We start from the raw sequence: 17,204 nt of genomic DNA, 5'->3' as shown, positions 1-17,204 counted from the left end.
AAGACCAGGAGGAGCCAATGGGCAAGAGCGAGTATTCCGAAGACGCGCTGATCCAGGCGCCGACCGCCGAGTTCCTGCACAAGGAGCTGGGCTGGGACAGCGTGATGGCGCAGGATGAAGGCCCGCTGGTGGCCGATGGCCTGCTGGGCCGCACCGCCGACACCCAGGTGGTGCTGACGCGCGACGTTTTGGCTGCGCTGCGGCGCCTGAACCCTGACCTGCCCGATACCGCCTACGCCCAGGCACTGGAGGCCGTGGTGCAGAACGACAGCACCAAGACCCCGGTGCAGATGAACCAGGACAAGTACCGGCTGCTGCGCGATGGCGTACTGGTGAGGTTCCGCGACACCACGGGCAAGTCTGCCGGCCAGCTGGTCGAAAAGCGTCTGCGGCTGATCGACTTCGACAAGCCCGAGCGCAACCGCTTTTTGGCAGTGCGCGAACTGTGGGTGCGCGGCCCGCTGCATTTGCGCCGGCCTGACCTGATCGGCTACGTCAATGGCCTGCCGCTGGTGTTCGTCGAGCTCAAGCGCTTCGAGGTGCATGTGGATAGCGCCTACAAGCAGAACTATGCCGACTACCTGGACACCATCCCACACCTGTTCCACTGGAACGCGCTGGTGGTGATCAGCAACGGCCACGACGCGCAATACGGCTCAATCACGGCCACGAAGGACCACTTCTACCGCTGGAAGCGCCTGGACGAGGACGACCCCGAGCCGGGCCCGGCGCAGCCGCTGCTGCCCTTGCTGCTGCAGGGCATGCTGGACCAGCGACGGCTACTGGACATCGTGGAGAACTTCGTGCTGTTCGACGCCACCGAGGACGGTGTGCAGAAGATCGTGGCGCGCAACCACCAGTACCTGGGCGTGAACCGGGTGATCGATCGCCTGACGTCCAAAGATGCGACGGTGAAAGCCGAGGTGGCTGCAGGCCAACTGGGCGTGTTCTGGCACACGCAGGGTTCGGGCAAGTCGTACTCGATGGTGTTCCTGACCGAGAAGGTGCGGCGCAAGCTGTCGGCCAGCTACACCTTCGTGGTGGTGACCGACCGGGCCGAGCTGGACAACCAGATCGCCGGCACCTATACCACCACCGGCCGGGCCAGTGCCAAGGCCGATCAGGCCAAGAGCAGCGACGCGCTGCGGCGCATGCTGCGCGAGCAGAACCGCAGCTATGTGTTCGGCCTGGTGCAGAAGTACCGCGAGCGGGTGACCGAGCCCTATTCCGAGCGCGAGGACATCATCGTGCTGTCCGACGAGGCGCACCGCAGCCAGTACGGGCGCCTGGCGCTGAACATGCGCAAGGGCCTGCCGCGGGCCAAGTTCCTGGGCTTCACCGGCACACCGCTGATCGACGACAGCGAAAAGCAATTGACCCGCCAGGTGTTCGGTGACTATGTGTCGATCTACGACTTCAAACGCGCGGTGGCCGATGGCGCCACGCTGCCGCTGTTCTACGAGAACCGAGGCGAGAAACTGAAGATCATTGACCCCGCCGTCAGCGAGCGCATCGTGCAGCACATCGAGGCGGCCAAGCTCAGCGCCACGGCCGACGACCCGTGGACGGACGAGAAGGAAGACAAGCTGTACCGCGCCTTGGCCAGTGAGTACCCGATCCTGACGGCACCGACCCGGTTGGACAAGGTGGCAGCTGACTTCGTGGACCACTTTCACCAGCGCTGGCGAGTGGTGGCCAAGGGCGGCAGCAAGTCGCTGGTGGTGTGCCTGGACAAGATCACCTGCGTGAAGCTGTACGACCTGATCGCGGAGAAGTGGGCTGCCAAGGCCGACGCGCTGGACGCCCAGGTGGCGCATGAGGAGGCGCTATTCGCCGCCAAGGGAAAGCCCCCGACTGAGTTGCTGAAGACGCGCCGCGCGCATGTGGACTGGATGCGAACCACTGAGATCTGTGTGGTGGTGTCCCAGGAACAGGGCGAGGTGGCCGAGTTCCAGAAGTGGACCAATCACCGCGGCGACAAGCTGGACATCACGCCGCACCGCGAGAGGATGGTCAAGCGCAACCTGGAAGAGGAATTCAAGAAGGCCGAGAACCCCTTCCGCGTGGCCATCGTCTGCGCCATGTGGCTGACCGGCTTCGACGTGAAATGCCTGGCCACGATGTACCTGGACAAGCCCATGCAGGGCCACACGCTGATGCAGGCCATCGCGCGGGTGAACCGGGTGGGCGGGGGCAAGAAGCACGGCCTAGTGATCGACTACAATGGCATGCTCAAGAGCCTGCGCAAGGCCCTGTCCACCTTTGCGCAGGGCGACCGAAAGGGCACAGGCAAGGGTGAGGGCGAAGAGGACACGGTGCGCGACGACACCGTGGCCCTAGCCGAGTACGCTGGCAGCCTGCTGCAGGCGCGCCGCTACCTGGAGGGCCTGGGTGTTGACCTGGACGCGGTGATCGAGGCCAAGGGCTTTACCAAGCAAGGCCTGCTGCTGGATGCCGTCAACGCGCTGGCGATCAACGTCGAGCACCGCAAGACCTATGAGGTTTACGTGGACGACATCCAGTCGCGCTATCGAGCCTTGTTCCCCAATCCGGGCCTGTTCGAACACGACGCTGTGGAAGGCGCCCTGGCAGCCATTTACAACAAGCTGCAAGACGCCCGCACGACCCCCAATATCAGCGCCCTGTTGCAGTCGCTCTACGAGGTAGTGGACACCGCTCTGACCACCGATGACCAGTTGCCGGCGCTTGGGGTCAACAGCCAAGTTCCGCGCTACGACCTGTCGAAGATCGACTTCGCCCGGCTGCGCGCCGAGTTCGAGAAGACGCCACACAAGGCCGTGGCGGTGCTCAATCTGCAGGAGCAACTGGCGCAGCGCCTAGCCGCCATGGTGGCCGTCAACCCGACGCGGGTGGACCTGTACGAGCGCTATCAAAAGATCGTCGCCGAGTACAACCGCGACAAGGACGCCACCGAAGTGCAGAAGGTCATGGACGACCTGTTCGCGCTGAACGACAAGCTCAACGACGAAGAGAAGCGCTACCTGCGCGAAGGGCTGGACAACGACGCCCAATTGGCCGTCTTCGACTTGCTGCAGAAAGACAGCCTGACCAAGGGCGACCGCGACAAGATCAAGAAGGTGGCCAAGGATTTGCTGGATACGCTGATTGGCGGCAAGCTGCGGATCGACCATTGGCGTGAGAAGGCCGCCGCCCAGGCGCAGGTGAAGGCTGAGATCATCAGGCACCTATGGGCCAACCTGCCCGACGGTGCTTACGACGCGGATGAGATCAACATGAAGGCCGGCGCTGTGTTCGCGCACATCTTCACTGCCTCGGGCGGAAGCAGCGCGACGGTTTACCACTGACCCAGCGCCGAGTGTCGGAAGCGGGGGCCTTGCTGCGCCATCGAGCGCCTGGTCTCGGCCACACCGGTCATTTGAGACACAGGTTTCGAGTGGCTGTTCTCAGCCTGAGGACTAAACCGCTCGACACCTGCCCTCAAGTCGTGCCTCACCCACGACCTGTGGCTTGCCGGGCAGGTATCCCACAACCCTAAACAGAAGTGGGCATTCAACCTACACAAGCAGCCCAACCCACCCCAATGGATCATGCCGCACCGCCACCGTCAGCATGGTCCCAAAGCACAGCAGCGACGCCACGTAAGCCACCAGCCGCCAGCCCGGCTTGCGGGCCCGCCGCAGCGCCAGTGTCCCCAGCACGATGTAGGCGACCAGCAGCACGAGCTTGACCTGTAGCCAGGCCTGGTCGAGCGGGGCGAACTGCAGCGCACCCAGCAGCCCCAGCGCGGCCAGCAGCAGCGCGCTGTCCACGGCGATGGCGAGCTTGCGCACCGGCGGCGACAGCGGCATGGCGGCGCCCAGCAGAACACCCAGGCCGCGCGCGGCGAATAGGCTGCCGCTGGCCATGGCCAGCAGCACATGCAGGAACTTGATCAGGGGGTAGTGCTCGGCCAGCATCGTGTACATCCTTCCGCGTGGCGTCGTGGGTTCGGGTTCATCTGCAATTCGCGGAGCCGAAGGGTTCGCCGCAGCCCTGTTCGTCGTCGGTGCGCGGGCCCCGCAGCATGCGCCAGTGTGCAGCAGGCGCAGGGCGAAGGTAGCGCCGGGGCAGGGCGGTGTGTTCCGGCCGAACGGCGGAACTACGCCTCGCCCTTGAGCCCGAGCCGCCGCGCCAGCTTGTGCAGGTTGCTGGGGTCCACGTCGAGCGCGCGGGCGGCCAGGGCCCAGCGCTGGCCGTGGCGCTCCAGCGCCTGGCGAATGGCCTGGCGCTGCGCCTCGTCGACGATGGCGCGCAGGGGCCGGTCCGTCGCCGGCGGGGCCTCGCGCGCCGGCGCGTCGCCGGCGGGTGTCGCCGGGAGGGGCGGGCGTGCCAGCAGTTCCAGGTCCAGCAGCCCGGCGTCCAGCGTGACGATGTCCTCGCGCCGCGCGCCGCGGCTGACGGCCTTGAGGGCGGCGCGGCTGAGCACATGCTCCAGCTCGCGCACGTTGCCGGGCCAGGGGTAGGCGAGCAGCGCGTGCTGGGCCTCCGGTGACAGACGCAGGCTGCGCAAGCCGAGGCGGGCGCGGTTCAGCTCCAGGAAGCGGCCGGCCAGCAGCAGCACGTCCTGCCCGCGCTCGCGCAGCGGCGGGATCGGGATGGGGTAGACCGACAGCCGGTGGTACAGGTCGGCGCGGAAGGCGCCGTCGCGCACCTGCTCCTGCAGGCTGCGGTTGGTGGCGGCGATCACGCGCACGTCGACCTTGCGCGGGCGGTCCGCGCCCAGGCGCTGGATCTCGCCGTTCTGCAGCGTGCGCAGCAGCTTGGCCTGGATGGATAGCGGCAGCTCGCCGACCTCGTCCAGGAACAGCGTGCCGCCCTCGGCCGCCTCGATGCGGCCGGCGCGCTCGCCCACGGCGCCGGAGAACGCGCCCCGGACGTGGCCGAACAGTTCGCTCTCGGCCAGGGATTCGGGCAGCGCGGCGCAGTTCACGTGCACGATGGGCTTGGCCGCGCGGCGCGACAGGCGGTGCAGCCGGTGCGCGAACAGCTCCTTGCCGACGCCGGTCTCGCCCAGCAGCAGCACCGGCAGCTCGGAATCGGCGACCACCTGCAGCTCGTGCAGCAGCCGGGCGATGGCCTCGCTCTGGCCGAGGATCTCGCTGTCCTCGCGCGCGCCGCCGGCGGCCAGCAGCGGCGTGGCGGACTGGCGCACGGCGCGCAGCTCGGCCTCCAGCCGCGTCACGCGCACGGCCGCCTCGGCCAGCGGCAGGAGCTGCTGCAGGTCGCGCCGCGCCTGCGCGCCGAAGGTGCCGACGGCCAGCGCGTCCAGCGTCAGCACGCCCCAGCGCTGGCCTTCCACGTCCAGCGGCGCGCCCATGCAGTCGTGCACGTCCAGCGGTTCGCCGGGGCGCTCGACCACCAGGCCGTCGTAGGGGTCGGGCAGGCCGCTGTCATGGTGGAAGCGCGTGACCTCGCGGCGCTGCAGGATCGCCGCCAGCCGCGGGTGCTCCCTGACCGCGAAGCGCCGGCCCAGGGCGTCGCTGGACAGGCCGTCCACGGCCACCGGGCGCAGATGCTCGCCGTCGGCCTCCAGCCGCAGCAGCGCCACGGCGCCGCAGCCGAAATGCCGGCGCAGCACGCCGACCAGGCGCTGCTGGCGCACCGCCGCCGGCAGGTCCGCGCCGAGGTCGGCCAGCAGCAGCTGGTGCAGGTCGATGAGGGTCATATCTACCCTTAGATGGTTCAAATTACCCTTGCTGGACTGGGTTGAATCTACCATCTAATTCGCAACCCGATGAAAGGAAATGGTTTTTTCCAGGCACGCCGCATGCGAAAGGCCATGCATCCAACGCCACACAAGGAGCAACCGATGGAACTGATGGACCAATCGCTCGGCCAGCTGGCCCGCTGCATCCCGGGCGCCACACGCCTGTTCGACCAGCACCGGCTGGACTTCTGCTGCGCCGGCAACCGCACGCTGCGCACCGCCGCCGACCAGGCCGGCGTGGATGCCGCGCCGCTGGCGGCCGAGCTGCAGGCGCTGCAGCAGCGCGCCGACGCGGCCGAGCAGGACTGGAGCGAGGCCAGCGACATCGCGCTGGTGAACCACATCCTGGCGCGCTACCACGCGGTGCACCGCGAGCAGCTGCCCGAGCTGATCCGCCTGGCGCGCAAGGTCGAGCGGGTGCACGGCGAGCGGCCGGACTGCCCGCACGGCCTGGCCGACCACCTGGAGGCCATGGCGCAGGCGCTGGAGAGCCACATGCGCAAGGAGGAGCAGGTGCTGTTCCCGCTGATCGCGCGCGGCCAGGGCCGCATGGCCGGCATGCCGATCGGCGTGATGCGCGCCGAGCACGACGAGCACGGCGCCGAGCTGCGCCGCCTGGCCGAGCTGACCGACGACATCACGCCGCCGCGCGGCGCCTGCACCACCTGGCGCGCGCTGTACACCGGGCTGGCGACCTTCCGTGCCGACCTGATGCAGCACATCCACACCGAGAACAACATCCTGTTCGAGCGCTTCGCGCCGGCAGTGGTGCATTGAGGGGCGCGCCATGGGGGCTTACCGCAAGCACTGGTTCGCGCTGATCGGCGTGTGCCTTGTGATGTTCTCGCTGCTGGGGTACTTCGGCGCCGAGGTCTACCGCCAGGCGCCGCCGCTGCCGGCCAAGGTGGCCACGGCCGGCGGCACGACGCTGTTCACCGGCGAGCAGATCCTGGACGGCCAGACCGCCTGGCAGTCCGTCGGCGGCATGCAGCTGGGTTCGGTCTGGGGCCACGGCGCTTACCAGGCGCCGGACTGGAGCGCCGACTGGCTGCACCGCGAGCTGACCGCCTGGCTGGAGCAGGGCGCCCAGGAGCGCCACGGCCGGCCCTACGCCGCGCTGGACGCGGCCGAGCAGGGCGCGCTGCGCGCGGCGCTGCAGGCCGAGTACCGCGGCAACCGCGTGGACGACGGCGGCACGCTGGTCGTCAGCGCGCGCCGCGCCCGGGCCATGGCGCAGACGGCGGCCTACTACGACCAGCTGTTCTCCGACGCGCCCGCGCTGCGCAAGAGCCGCGAAAGCTTCGCGATGAAGGAAGACACGCTGCCCAGCGCCGAGCGGCGCCAGGCGCTCGGCCGGTTCTTCTTCTGGACCGCCTGGGCCGCCGCCACCGAGCGGCCCGGCTCGCACGTGACCTACACCAACAACTGGCCGCACGAGCCGCTGGTCGGCAACGTGCCGAGCGGGGAGAACGTGGTCTGGTCGATCGCCAGCGTGGTGATCCTGCTGGCCGGCATCGGCTTCCTGGTGTGGGGCTGGGCCTTCCTGCGCAACCACGAGGAGCCGCTGCCGGCGGCGCCGGCGCGCGACCCGCTGGCCAGCTTCGCGCTGACGCCGTCGCAGCGCGCGCTGGGCAAGTACCTGTTCCTGGTGGTGGCGCTGTTCGTGTTCCAGGTGTTCATCGGCGGTTTCACCGCGCACTACACGCTGGAGGGGCAGGGCTTCTACGGCGTCGACGTGTCGCAGTGGTTCCCGTACGCGCTCACGCGCACCTGGCACATCCAGTCCGCGCTGTTCTGGATCGCCACCGGCTTCCTGGCCGTGGGCCTGTTCCTGGCGCCGGTCATCAACGGCGGCAAGGACCCGAAGTTCCAGAAGCTGGGCGTGGACGTGCTGTTCTGGGCGCTGGTCTTCGTCTGCGTCGGCTCCTTCGTCGGCAACTACCTGGCGATCGCGCAGAAGATGCCGGCCGAGTGGAGCTTCTGGCTCGGCCACCAGGGCTACGAGTACGTGGACCTGGGCCGCCTCTGGCAGATCCTCAAGTGGGTCGGCATCCTGCTGTGGCTGGTGCTGATGCTGCGCGGCGTGCTGCCGGCGCTGTTCGCCCGCAACGGCGAGGACAAGAACCTGCTGGCGCTGCTCACGGCCTCGGTCGGCGCCATCGGCCTGTTCTACGGCGCCGGGCTGTTCTACGGCGAGCGCACCAGCCTGTCGGTGATGGAGTACTGGCGCTGGTGGGTGGTGCACCTGTGGGTGGAGGGCTTCTTCGAGGTGTTCGCCACCACGGCGCTGGCCTTCGTGTTCAGCAGCATGGGCCTGGTCTCGCGCAGCATGGCCACCACCGCCAGCCTGGCCTCGGCCTCGCTGTTCCTGCTGGGCGGCATCCCCGGCACCTTCCACCACCTGTATTTCGCGGGCACCACCACGCCGGTCATGGCCGTGGGCGCCTCGTTCAGCGCGCTGGAAGTGGTGCCGCTGATCGTACTGGGCCACGAGGCCTGGGAGAACTGGCGCCTGAAGGCGCGCGCGCCGTGGATGGCCGACCTGAAGTGGCCGCTGCTCAGCTTCGTCGCGGTGGCGTTCTGGAACATGCTGGGCGCCGGCGTGTTCGGCTTCATGATCAACCCGCCGATCTCGCTGTACTACGTGCAGGGGCTCAACACCACGCCGGTGCACGCGCATGCGGCCCTGTTCGGCGTCTACGGCTTCCTGGCGCTGGGCTTCACGCTGCTGGTGCTGCGCTACATCCGGCCACAGGTCGCGTTCAGCGAGCCGCTGATGAAGACCGCGTTCTGGGGCCTGAACGCCGGCCTGGTGCTGATGATCGCGACCAGCCTGCTGCCGATCGGCTTCATCCAGTTCCACGCCAGCGTGAGCCAGGGACTGTGGTGGGCGCGCAGCGAGGCCTTCATGCAGCAGCCGCTGCTGCAGACCCTGCGCTGGGTGCGCACCTTCGGCGACGTGGTGTTCATCGCCGGCGCGGTCGCGATAGCGCTGCAGGTGGTGCTGGGCCTGGCCGGGCGCGGCGCGCGGGCAGGGGGCCTCGCCGCGCCAGCCAGGGTCCGCGTTTCTTGACGCAGGTCATTGCCAGCGGGCCGGCCGCGGAGCACGATATCCTCGATTGCTTTCGCGGCCGGCCTGCGGCCTTGCCAGCAAACACGTTTCTTCTCAACCCCTGCAAGGACATTCCATGCGATTCGCACCTCTCGTCATCGTCGCCTCCCTGTTCGCCGCCGGTTCGGCCTTCGCCGCCGGCCCCTGCGACCTGGAAATCGAAGGCAACGACGCGATGAAGTTCAACAAGGACAGCCTCAGCGTGCCGGCCAGCTGCAAGAAGATCACGGTGAAGCTGACGCACACCGGCAAGCTGCCCAAGGCCTCGATGGGCCACAACTGGGTGCTGACCAAGACGGCCGACATGCAGCCCGTGGCCAACGACGGCATCCCGGCCGGCCCCGCCGCCGGCTACCTGAAGGCCGGCGACGCGCGCGTGCTGGCCGCCACCAAGCTGATCGGCGGCGGCGAGAGCGACACCGTCAGCTTCGACGGCAGCAAGCTCAAGGCCGGCGAGGCCTACAGCTTCTTCTGCTCCTTCCCGGGCCACGTCGGCCTGATGAAGGGCACGTTCACGGTCACCAAGTAAGCCGTCTCCAGGGCGGTGCGGGCATGGTTAGAATCCGCGTCCGCTGCGGGTGTAGTTCAATGGTAGAACGGCAGCTTCCCAAGCTTCATACGAGGGTTCGATTCCCTTCACCCGCTCCACTTCGACAATCCAGGGAGTGCCACCGAGCGCCAAGGAGTGTCGTAAGCAGTTGTCAGGATTGAGGTTTTTCAGCATGCCTTGATCTACTGCGTACAGCGAAAGCCACCGACAGCCAGATCAAACTGGTACAAAAGTGGCCCAAAACAATGTACGAGGTTCCCCAGGCCGCATTGTTGCTGGAGGAGCCGAGGTTGGACGAATCGGCAGCAAGGTGTGGCACTTCCGCTGCTCCTGGCTGGGCAAGCGCGAGCGCTTCACCTTTGGCGGCGATCCGGCCCTCTCGCTGAAACAGGCCCGCGATCTGCGCGACGAGGCGCGGACGCAGCTTGCCAAAGGCCTCACCCCGCAGTCGGAATGCAAGCGCAAGCGCCACGCCATCGTCCTGGCTGGCGAGCACACCTTCGTGGCTGTGCACGAAAAGTGGTTGCCAGCATCGCGCCGTTCCTGTGTTCAGCAATGGCTTGATCGTGGGGCACAGGGCGGCTTCAGGCCGCAAAGAATAGGAACCTGGGGATGACCGGATTGACGGCCTAGAGAGAACGGCGCCTGCTTCGGCATCCTGCCGATGGCAGCGTTCGAGGGGAGGTCTGACTCGGACGCGGGCTCCCGGGTCAGGCGGACGAGCTTCTGCTTCTCGCGCACTCCTCCGAAAGCGCCGCTCGCGGTCTGACCGTCGAGGAGATCCACCGCGCAATGGCGCTGCCGCCCATCAGCGAGGCATATTCCGCCGCAGGAAAGGAAGAATCCATGCCAGCACTTCTGCCGGAGCTTCTTCCGCGAGAAGATGGCCTGCAAGAACGGTTCCACCTTCAGGCTGGTCAGCCCACTTTCGCCAGGTCTCCAGGGGGTTTGGCTGCGCAGTCTGACCTTCGCTCCACAGTACTTGCACGGGACACTGCAAGCGGCGGCCTGAAGCGATGTCGAGACGGTCGTGCTCAAGGTCGATGTCAGCAGCTGCACGATAGTCCTCCAGCATGGCATGCCGCACCGATGCACGTGCGAAAGCACGGTCGTACTCGGCCAGCGCAAGCGGACTGACGGCATCTGCACTCTTCGTCATCCCCTGCAGAGTCCAGCGCAGGAAGTAAGCAGGATCGGCAGCAAGGAGGCGCTCCGGCAAGTCAAAGGGTTGGGCGAAGAGATACCAGTGATAGGCCTTCAGCCCGAAAGCCATTCCGGCGCGCTCCCACATGTCACTGGTCGGAATGACTGTGAGCGAGCTGAAGCAGCGCACCGCTCCTGGATGATCCAGGGCCATGCGATAACCCACACGACCGCCGCGATCGTGCCCGATGACGGCGAAATTCTCGAAGCCCAGTGACTTCATCAGCGCGAGCGCGTCGAGCGCCATGGCGCGCTTGCTGTACTGAACATGCCGCTCTCCGCCCTTCGGGCCGACACTGTCGCCGTAGCCGCGCAGATCGGGAGCGACAACCGTGAACTCGCGAGCTAGGTCGCTGGCGATGCGGTGCCAGGCGACGTGCGTCTGCGGGTAGCCGTGCAGCAGTAGGACCGGCGGGCCATTGCCGCCCACTTCTGCGTGTACTGTTGAGACCTTCAGTGGAAGATCGACGACGCGGAAATGGGAAAAGAAGGGAGTGTTCACTCGGGTATCGCCTTGAAAAGAAACCCTGCGTCATCACGCAACGGGCACCGCGCTCGGCGGCCATTTTGCTTCGGTGGCCGTCCTCGCGGCATCCGTGTCGTGGATTGCCCTGGCGTCGGCAAGCGCAAAGGCGATCGCGTGCTCGGCCCTGCCGGCAATGCCCCTCCATCGTGGCTGGCCACCGCGTTGCTCAGCTTGCGCCTCTTCAGCAAGCCAGCCGCCGGCAAATCAGGTCAAACACGGCAGCCAATGCACGACAGCCCAAGTAACGCGGCAGCGGCCTCCATTTGCTCGTGCTCGAAGGCCGGCGCGAAATCGTCCAGATCAGCCGCAAGCAGCCCAACCTCTGCGCTCAGTGCCACCCTGCGCCAGTTCGCTACCGCAGCATGCACCTCGCCCAGCACAGCCCGTGCCTGCGCCTTGTCGAGCGCGAAGTAAGGCGCACAGCATCCGCACGTCGGTGATGGGGCCGTCCTGATCGGACAGCCAGGTCTTGGACTCCCGGTCCTTGTCCGGGAACGGGTTGATGTCGAACGCCGGCGGCAGCCGCCACAGGCGCACAGTTCTCACGCCGGCCCTGCTTCATGTACACGAGCGAGCCCAGCGGCAGGCCCGCTTTTCCGAGGCAGGCCTGAACCTGCCGTCGACTTGCCATCACAGGGCTCCCGATGCACCGCCGGACTTGCTGCGCACACGCTTGGGCAAACGCTCGTCCATCAGCGCAAGGCCGATTTCATCGTTGGGCGTGTCCAGCAGGTGCTCCAGCGCCTGGATTTCGCCGAAAACGTGCAGTGCGCGGGCGAAGAAATGAATGGGGATGCGCGGATCACCCTTCTCCATCCGACGCACGGTGGACAAGGAGGCCCCCATGCGCTCGGCCAAAGAGGCTTGGGAGATGCGGCGGCGCCGACGCGCCAGGGAAATGTCGCCACCGAGCTTCCGAATGGCCCGTTCAACGGGCATGGGGGCGGGAAACTCCGGCATAAGCACTCCAATCGGATCACTCAGCGCATTTTAAAGGTCTGAAAGAAACCATTATCCAGGGAAGTTCACCAGCAGCCACGCCGAGCGGGTACGTTTTCCAGCCCATCCATCCCGGTGGGCGGGTGCGTTGCCAGGCGTCCAGGGGCCGTTGCCTTGCACGCCGAAGGCGGTCCGCGTGCACTCCCTACGGGCCGACCTTGCCGGGTAGCGACAGGTCGCCCGACGCGACCTTGAAGACGTTGGCGACGCACAGCAGCGGGGCGTGCACGCTGGCGTTGACGCGCAGGGCGGCCGTCACGCCGTCGAAGGCGCCTGCCTCGATGACGCCGATGTCGTCGAACGGCACGCGCACCTCGACGGTCCCGCCCTTGAACGTCGGCGTCCAGCCCGGGCTGTCGATCAGGAGGGGAAGGCCCGGCCAGGTCTTGGGTACGCGGGGTTTCGTGCCTTCGGGAATGTCCACCACCTTCAGGGCGTCTTTGCCGCAGGCCGCGTCGGGCTGCAGGACAACCCAGTGCGAATGCCAGAGGCCGCCGTCGTTGTCGAGCTTTCCATCGCCGTTCTCGTCGAACAGCGGCGTGTCGTCGAAGTCGGGGTGGGCGGTGACGGCGAACGCCAGGATGCCGGCTTTCGGCGCGAAGCCGACCACCGACGGGTCCAGGCCGGTCGGCCAGACGTACGAGAACACCGAGCTGCCGGCGAGTCTGCCGGACCTGGCGGGACGGCTGGCACCGGCCTTGCCGGACACGGCCATGTGGAAGACGGCGACGTTGCCTTCGGTCGAGATCCGGGTATGGACGATGTCGAAGGGCGCCTTGACGGCCCGGCTGGCCTTGGTGGCGATGCCGCCCCCGTGACCGGTGTCGTGCGCGGCGGCGCCACCGGCCAGGCCCGCCAATGCCGAGGCGACGAGGAAGGAGAACTTCAGCGAGTGCATGGTCTGCCCTTTCGGAGGAGTGGTCGATGCGGGCAGTATGGGTGGGCCAACCGTATGATTTGCGTCAATCGATACGGAAAACATACCAATTGGTTCATATGCAAGAGCCCGCTGCGCATTCTGTCGACCGTCTCTCGGGCATCCTCGAGCGGTTCCGGGTGCGGGCTCGGTTGCATTACGCCGGCGTGCTGTGCGGGCTCAGCCACTTCGACGCCTGCGAGGGCCACGGCTATCTGCATGTGCTGCGCCGCGGCCGGCTGGCGGTGAGCCATCCCGGCGCGCGCGAGGTGCCCGAGTCGATGCACTTCGACGAGCCGGCACTGCTGCTGTATCCGCGCCCCTTCACGCACCGCTTCCACAACCCTCCCGCGGACGGGGCCGATTTCACCTGCGCGCGGCTGGACTTCGACGGCGGCGCGTACAACCCTCTGGCGCGGGCACTGCCCCCGGTGGTCGCGTTGCCGCTGGCCCGGGTGTCGGGCCTGGATCTGGCGCTCGAGCTGCTGTTCTCGGAAACCGATCGCGTGCGCTGCGGCCAGCGGCTGCTGGCCGACCGGATCTTCGAGGTGGTGGTGATCCAGCTCCTGCGCTGGCTGCTGGACCATCCGCGGGAGGCGGGTGTGCGTCCCGGCTTCGTCACGGGCATGTCGGACCCGCGCCTGGCACTTGTGCTGGTGGCCATGCACGACGCTCCCGGCGAGCCGTGGACGCTTGGGCGCATGGCCGAATGCGCCGGTATGTCCCGCACGGTGTTCGCCAATACCTTTCGCGAGGTGGTGGGCCAGACGCCGGCCGACTACCTGGGCGACTGGCGCATGGCGCTCGCCCAGAGCCGGCTGCGCGCGGGCCAGCCGATCAAGCGCCTGGCCGATGAACTCGGCTATGCGAACCCATCGGCGCTTTCGCGCGCATTCGCGGCCAGGGTGGGCATGTCGCCCCGCGACTGGCTGGCGACGACCGCCGCCAGGCCGGACGCATGAGCGCCAGCGCCGCCCTTACTGCGCCTGCGCGCCGGCGGCCAGTTCGATCACCTCGTCGGTGATCGCTTCCTGCCGCAGCAGCCGCGCGCGGCCGCCCAGTTCGCCGAGCTTGCGCTCCACGTTGTCGCGCGCCGCCACCATTGCGCGCATGCGCGCCTCGTTCTCGGCCGCGTGGGACAGCAGCAGCGCCTCGCACAGCTGGGCGAACAGGTACTCCTGCGTGAGTTGTTCCAGCAGCCGCGCGGGCGGCAGCGTGACGAGCGGCGGCAGGGCGCGGTTCGCGGGCGGGAAGCGCGCATAGTCGAAGGGCAGGACCCGGCTGTGCACCACCTGCGCGCCCCCGGCCGGGGATGGCACGCCGTGCACCAGCGTGACCTCCAGCGCCTCGTGCGCCTGCGCATGGTCCAGCAGGCGGCCGACCAGGCGGTCCGCCAGTGCCGGCACCTCATCCACGTGCGCCGCCATCGGTACCAGCGACTGCGGCGCGAGGCCCCGTTCGGCGGCGGCCATCGCGCCGCGGTCGCCCACCAGGATCAGTTCGCTGCGGCCGGCGTCGCGGCGCGCGGCGACGGCGTCCAGCACCCGGGTGTCGAAGCCGCCGGCGAAGCCCTGCTCGGCGCAGAGCGCGATCAGCAGGTGGTGCCGCTGCGACGGTCGCCCGGTGTCGGGCAGGCCGTCCGGCAGCAGCGCCAGCGCCTGCGCGATGCCGGCGCCGACCGTCTGCGCATAGGCGCGCACGCCCTCCAGCCGCGCCTGGGCCTCGCGCAGGCGGGCCGCGGCGATGCCGCGCATCGCGGTGATGACGGCCGACAGCTGCCGGATGCTGCCGATGCGCGCCTCCACGTCGCCCAGGCGCTCAGCCATCCGGCTTGCCCTCCGCACCGGCCGCGCCAGGCGCGGCAGGGTTGTCCGCAGGCCCAGGCCCAGGCCCAGGCCCAGGCCCAGGCCCAGGCCCAGGCCCAGGCGCGGGCGCCGCCACCAGTTCGCCGACCAGCGCCGCGAGGCGGGCGAGCGCCGGGTCGTCGAGCCGCTGGCCGGCTGCGACGCGCGCGGCGATGTCGGCCGCGCCGGCATCCACCGCCGCGCCCACCCGTTGCCGCAGCGGCGCGATGCGCGAGGCCGGCACCGCGTCCAGCGTGCCCGCGGCCAGCGCGGCCAGCAGCGCCACCTGGTCGGCGAAGCGCAGGCGTGCGAAACGCGGCTGCGCCAGCATGGCCCGGATGCGCTCGCCCCGGGTGATGCGCGACTTGACCCGCGCGTCGGAGATGCCGCCGAAGCGGGTGAACATCTCCAGTTCCAGGAACTGCGCGTAGTCCAGCCGGATGCGGCCCGACACCTGGCGCAGCGCCGCCGGCTGGGCCTTGCCGCCGACCCGGCTGACCGACAGCCCGACATCCACGGCCGGGCGCTGGTTGGCCGCGAACAGGCGGCTGTCCAGCACGATCTGGCCGTCGGTGATGGAGATCAGGTTGGTCGGGATGTAGGCCGAGAGGTTGCCGGCGTCGGTCTCGGCGATCGGCAGCGCGGTGAGCGAGCCGCCGCCCCGTTCGTCGGACAGCCGCGCGGCCCGCTCCAGCAGCCGCGCGTGCAGGTAGAAGATGTCGCCGGGAAAGGCCTCGCGCCCCGGCGGCTCATGGGTCAGCAGCGCCAGCTCGCGGTGGGTGGCCGCGTGCTTGCTCAGGTCGTCGACCACCACCAGCGCATGCCCGCCGCGGTCGCGGAAATACTCCGCCATGGTGAAGCCGGCGAAGGGCGCGATCCACTGCAGCCCCGGCGCCGAGGCCGCCGGCGCGACCACGAAGATGCAGCGCTCGGGCGCGCCGTGCGCGCGCACCGCCTCGATCACCCGCTCCACCGCGGTCGCGCGCTGGCCCACCGCGACGTAGACGCAGACCACGTCGGAGTGTTTCTGGTTGATGATCGCCTCGACCGCGAGCGCGGTCTTGCCGGTGGCGCGGTCGCCGATGATCAGCTCGCGCTGGCCGCGGCCGATGGCGAAGAGGGCGTCCACCACCAGCACGCCGGTCTCGACCGGCTCGGCGACCAGCCCGCGCTCGATGATGCCGGGGGCGGGCCGCTCCACCGGCATGCGTTCGGCCGCGGCGACGGGGCTGCCGTCGTCCAGCGGCCGGCCCAGCGGATCGACGACGCGGCCCAGCAGCCCCGGCCCGACCGGCACGCGCACCACCTCGCCGGTGCCCGAGACCCGCGCGCCGGCGGCCACGCCGGCCGCTTCGTCGAGCAGCACCGCGCTGATGGCGTCGCGGTCCAGCGCGAGCGTGAGGCCGGTCTGGCCGCCCTCGAAGCGCAGCAGCTCGTCGAGCCGCACGTCGGGCAGCCCGGCGATGCGCGCGATGCCGTCGGCCACGTGCGCCACGCGCCCGAGCGTCTCGGCGCCGGGCGCGAGCTCGATCGTCGCCAGCCTGCGCCGGCTCTCGTCGAGCCAGCGGGCCTCGTCCTGCGCGTCGTCATGCATGTTCGGTCAGCTCGCGGGCGATGCGGTCCACGTCCGCGCGCAGGTTGTTGTCGACGACGGCGGTCGGCGCCTCCAGCCGCAGGCCGGCGATCAGGGCGGGATCGGTTTGCAGCGTGAAGTCGATGCGGCGCCCGAGCGCGCGCGCCAGCGCGTCGGCGCACTGCGCCTGCTCACCCGCGCCGGGCGCGCCGGCCAGCCGCAGCACCACCGGCTGCCCAGGCGTGCCGAGCGCAGCGCGCGCCGCCTCGGGCAGCGCGGCCAGCGCCTGCTCCAGCCCGGGCAGGAAGCCCGCCACCGGCACCGGGCCGGGCAGCCGCTGCATCAGGCGCGCCGCGATGTCGGTGGCCAGCAGCGAGGCGCGGCGGCCGATCCGCTGGTCCTCCTCGGCGCGCAGGTGCTCGATGGCGGCCTCGGCCTGCGCGCGCAACTGGCGCGCCTCCTCGTTCGCGGCCTCCAGCAGCGCGGCGCGCTGGGCCTCGGCGTCCTGGCGCGCCTGCTCGATCAGCGCGCCGCGCCCGGCGGCGGCGGCATCGCGCTCGGCCGTGGCGGCGGCCTGCGCCTTCTGCCGCTCGGCCTGTGCGTCGTCCAGCAGCCGGTTGGCCGCCTGCTGCCGCTCGGCGACGATGCGCGCCAGCGGGCGGAACAGGAAGCGCCCCAGGAGCCACAGCAGCACCAGCAGGTTGACCGTCTGCAGGCCGAGCGTCCACCAGTCGATGCGCATGGCGGGCCTGG

The 17,204-nt window shown here is 69.1% G+C and carries 14 protein-coding genes and 1 tRNA gene; 7 read left to right on the top strand and 8 right to left on the bottom strand.

Annotated elements, in window-relative coordinates; all coding sequences use genetic code 11:
* The first annotated feature begins 17 nt into the window (after positions 1–17).
* Positions 18–3,326 (top strand): type I restriction endonuclease subunit R, encoded by a 3,309-nt coding sequence (locus QM782_RS22300; protein WP_415205054.1) that lies wholly within the window; start codon positions 18–20, stop codon positions 3,324–3,326.
* 210 nt (positions 3,327–3,536) lie between these two features.
* On the opposite strand, the gene QM782_RS22295 is transcribed toward QM782_RS22300, so the two are convergent.
* Together QM782_RS22295 and norR are read right to left on the bottom strand one after the other, a co-directional pair.
* Complete coding sequence (locus tag QM782_RS22295) at positions 3,537–3,938, bottom strand: SirB2 family protein (RefSeq protein ID WP_415205053.1); 402 nt, start codon at positions 3,936–3,938, stop codon at positions 3,537–3,539.
* A gap of 182 nt (positions 3,939–4,120) precedes the next feature.
* A complete protein-coding gene (gene norR / locus QM782_RS22290) occupies positions 4,121–5,686 on the bottom strand; it encodes a nitric oxide reductase transcriptional regulator NorR (RefSeq protein ID WP_415205052.1) in 1,566 nt (521 codons plus the stop codon).
* A 144-nt stretch (positions 5,687–5,830) separates the two neighbouring features.
* Here norR and ytfE point away from each other — a divergent pair, with 144 nt between their 5' ends.
* From ytfE to QM782_RS22265, 5 genes are all read left to right on the top strand, one after another.
* Complete coding sequence (gene ytfE / locus QM782_RS22285; RefSeq protein WP_415205051.1) at positions 5,831–6,505, top strand: iron-sulfur cluster repair protein YtfE; 675 nt, start codon at positions 5,831–5,833, stop codon at positions 6,503–6,505.
* A gap of 10 nt (positions 6,506–6,515) precedes the next feature.
* Positions 6,516–8,801 carry a nitric-oxide reductase large subunit gene (locus QM782_RS22280; RefSeq protein ID WP_415205050.1) on the top strand — a complete coding sequence of 762 codons (2,286 nt, stop codon included), beginning with the start codon at positions 6,516–6,518 and terminating at the stop codon, positions 8,799–8,801.
* Between the two features lie 115 nt (positions 8,802–8,916).
* Entirely contained in the window at positions 8,917–9,369 is a 453-nt protein-coding gene (azu, locus tag QM782_RS22275; RefSeq protein WP_415205049.1) for an azurin, read from the top strand.
* A gap of 45 nt (positions 9,370–9,414) precedes the next feature.
* A tRNA-Gly gene (locus QM782_RS22270) sits at positions 9,415–9,488 on the top strand.
* A 134-nt stretch (positions 9,489–9,622) separates the two neighbouring features.
* The gene (locus QM782_RS22265) at positions 9,623–10,006 is read left to right on the top strand and encodes an Arm DNA-binding domain-containing protein (protein WP_415205048.1); all 384 of its coding nucleotides are present in this window, start codon (positions 9,623–9,625) and stop codon (positions 10,004–10,006) included.
* Between the two features lie 192 nt (positions 10,007–10,198).
* Here the strand turns inward: QM782_RS22265 and QM782_RS22260 are convergent, their stop codons facing one another.
* The 3 genes from QM782_RS22260 to QM782_RS22250 form a co-directional block, all read right to left on the bottom strand.
* On the bottom strand, positions 10,199–11,095 hold the full coding sequence (locus QM782_RS22260) for an alpha/beta fold hydrolase (protein ID WP_415205047.1): 897 nt from the start codon (positions 11,093–11,095) through the stop codon (positions 10,199–10,201).
* A 654-nt stretch (positions 11,096–11,749) separates the two neighbouring features.
* Positions 11,750–12,079, bottom strand: a complete 330-nt coding sequence (locus QM782_RS22255; protein ID WP_415205046.1) for a helix-turn-helix domain-containing protein — start codon at positions 12,077–12,079, stop codon at positions 11,750–11,752.
* A gap of 184 nt (positions 12,080–12,263) precedes the next feature.
* On the bottom strand, positions 12,264–13,016 hold the full coding sequence (locus QM782_RS22250; protein ID WP_415205045.1) for a hypothetical protein: 753 nt from the start codon (positions 13,014–13,016) through the stop codon (positions 12,264–12,266).
* Positions 13,017–13,114: 98 nt separating this feature from the next.
* On the opposite strand from QM782_RS22250, the gene QM782_RS22245 reads away from it, so the two are divergent.
* Positions 13,115–13,996 carry an AraC family transcriptional regulator gene (locus QM782_RS22245; RefSeq protein ID WP_415205044.1) on the top strand — a complete coding sequence of 294 codons (882 nt, stop codon included), beginning with the start codon at positions 13,115–13,117 and terminating at the stop codon, positions 13,994–13,996.
* Between the two features lie 15 nt (positions 13,997–14,011).
* Here the strand turns inward: QM782_RS22245 and QM782_RS22240 are convergent, their stop codons facing one another.
* Genes QM782_RS22240 through QM782_RS22230 form a run of 3 tightly spaced genes read right to left on the bottom strand, consistent with a single transcriptional unit; the run spans position 14,012 to position 17,193 of the window.
* The gene (locus QM782_RS22240; RefSeq protein WP_415205043.1) at positions 14,012–14,860 is read right to left on the bottom strand and encodes a F0F1 ATP synthase subunit gamma; all 849 of its coding nucleotides are present in this window, start codon (positions 14,858–14,860) and stop codon (positions 14,012–14,014) included.
* Positions 14,853–16,472 (bottom strand): F0F1 ATP synthase subunit alpha, encoded by a 1,620-nt coding sequence (locus tag QM782_RS22235; RefSeq protein ID WP_415205042.1) that lies wholly within the window; start codon positions 16,470–16,472, stop codon positions 14,853–14,855. Before QM782_RS22235 ends, QM782_RS22240 begins: the two co-directional genes overlap by 8 nt.
* Positions 16,465–17,193 (bottom strand): F0F1 ATP synthase subunit delta, encoded by a 729-nt coding sequence (locus tag QM782_RS22230; protein ID WP_415205041.1) that lies wholly within the window; start codon positions 17,191–17,193, stop codon positions 16,465–16,467. Before QM782_RS22230 ends, QM782_RS22235 begins: the two co-directional genes overlap by 8 nt.
* Between the last annotated feature and the right edge of the window lie 11 nt (positions 17,194–17,204).

The sequence above is a fragment of the Pseudorhodoferax sp. genome (assembly GCF_047601025.1).
Classification (GTDB): domain Bacteria; phylum Pseudomonadota; class Gammaproteobacteria; order Burkholderiales; family Burkholderiaceae_C; genus Pseudorhodoferax.
This window is presented reverse-complemented; position numbering and strand designations above follow the sequence as displayed.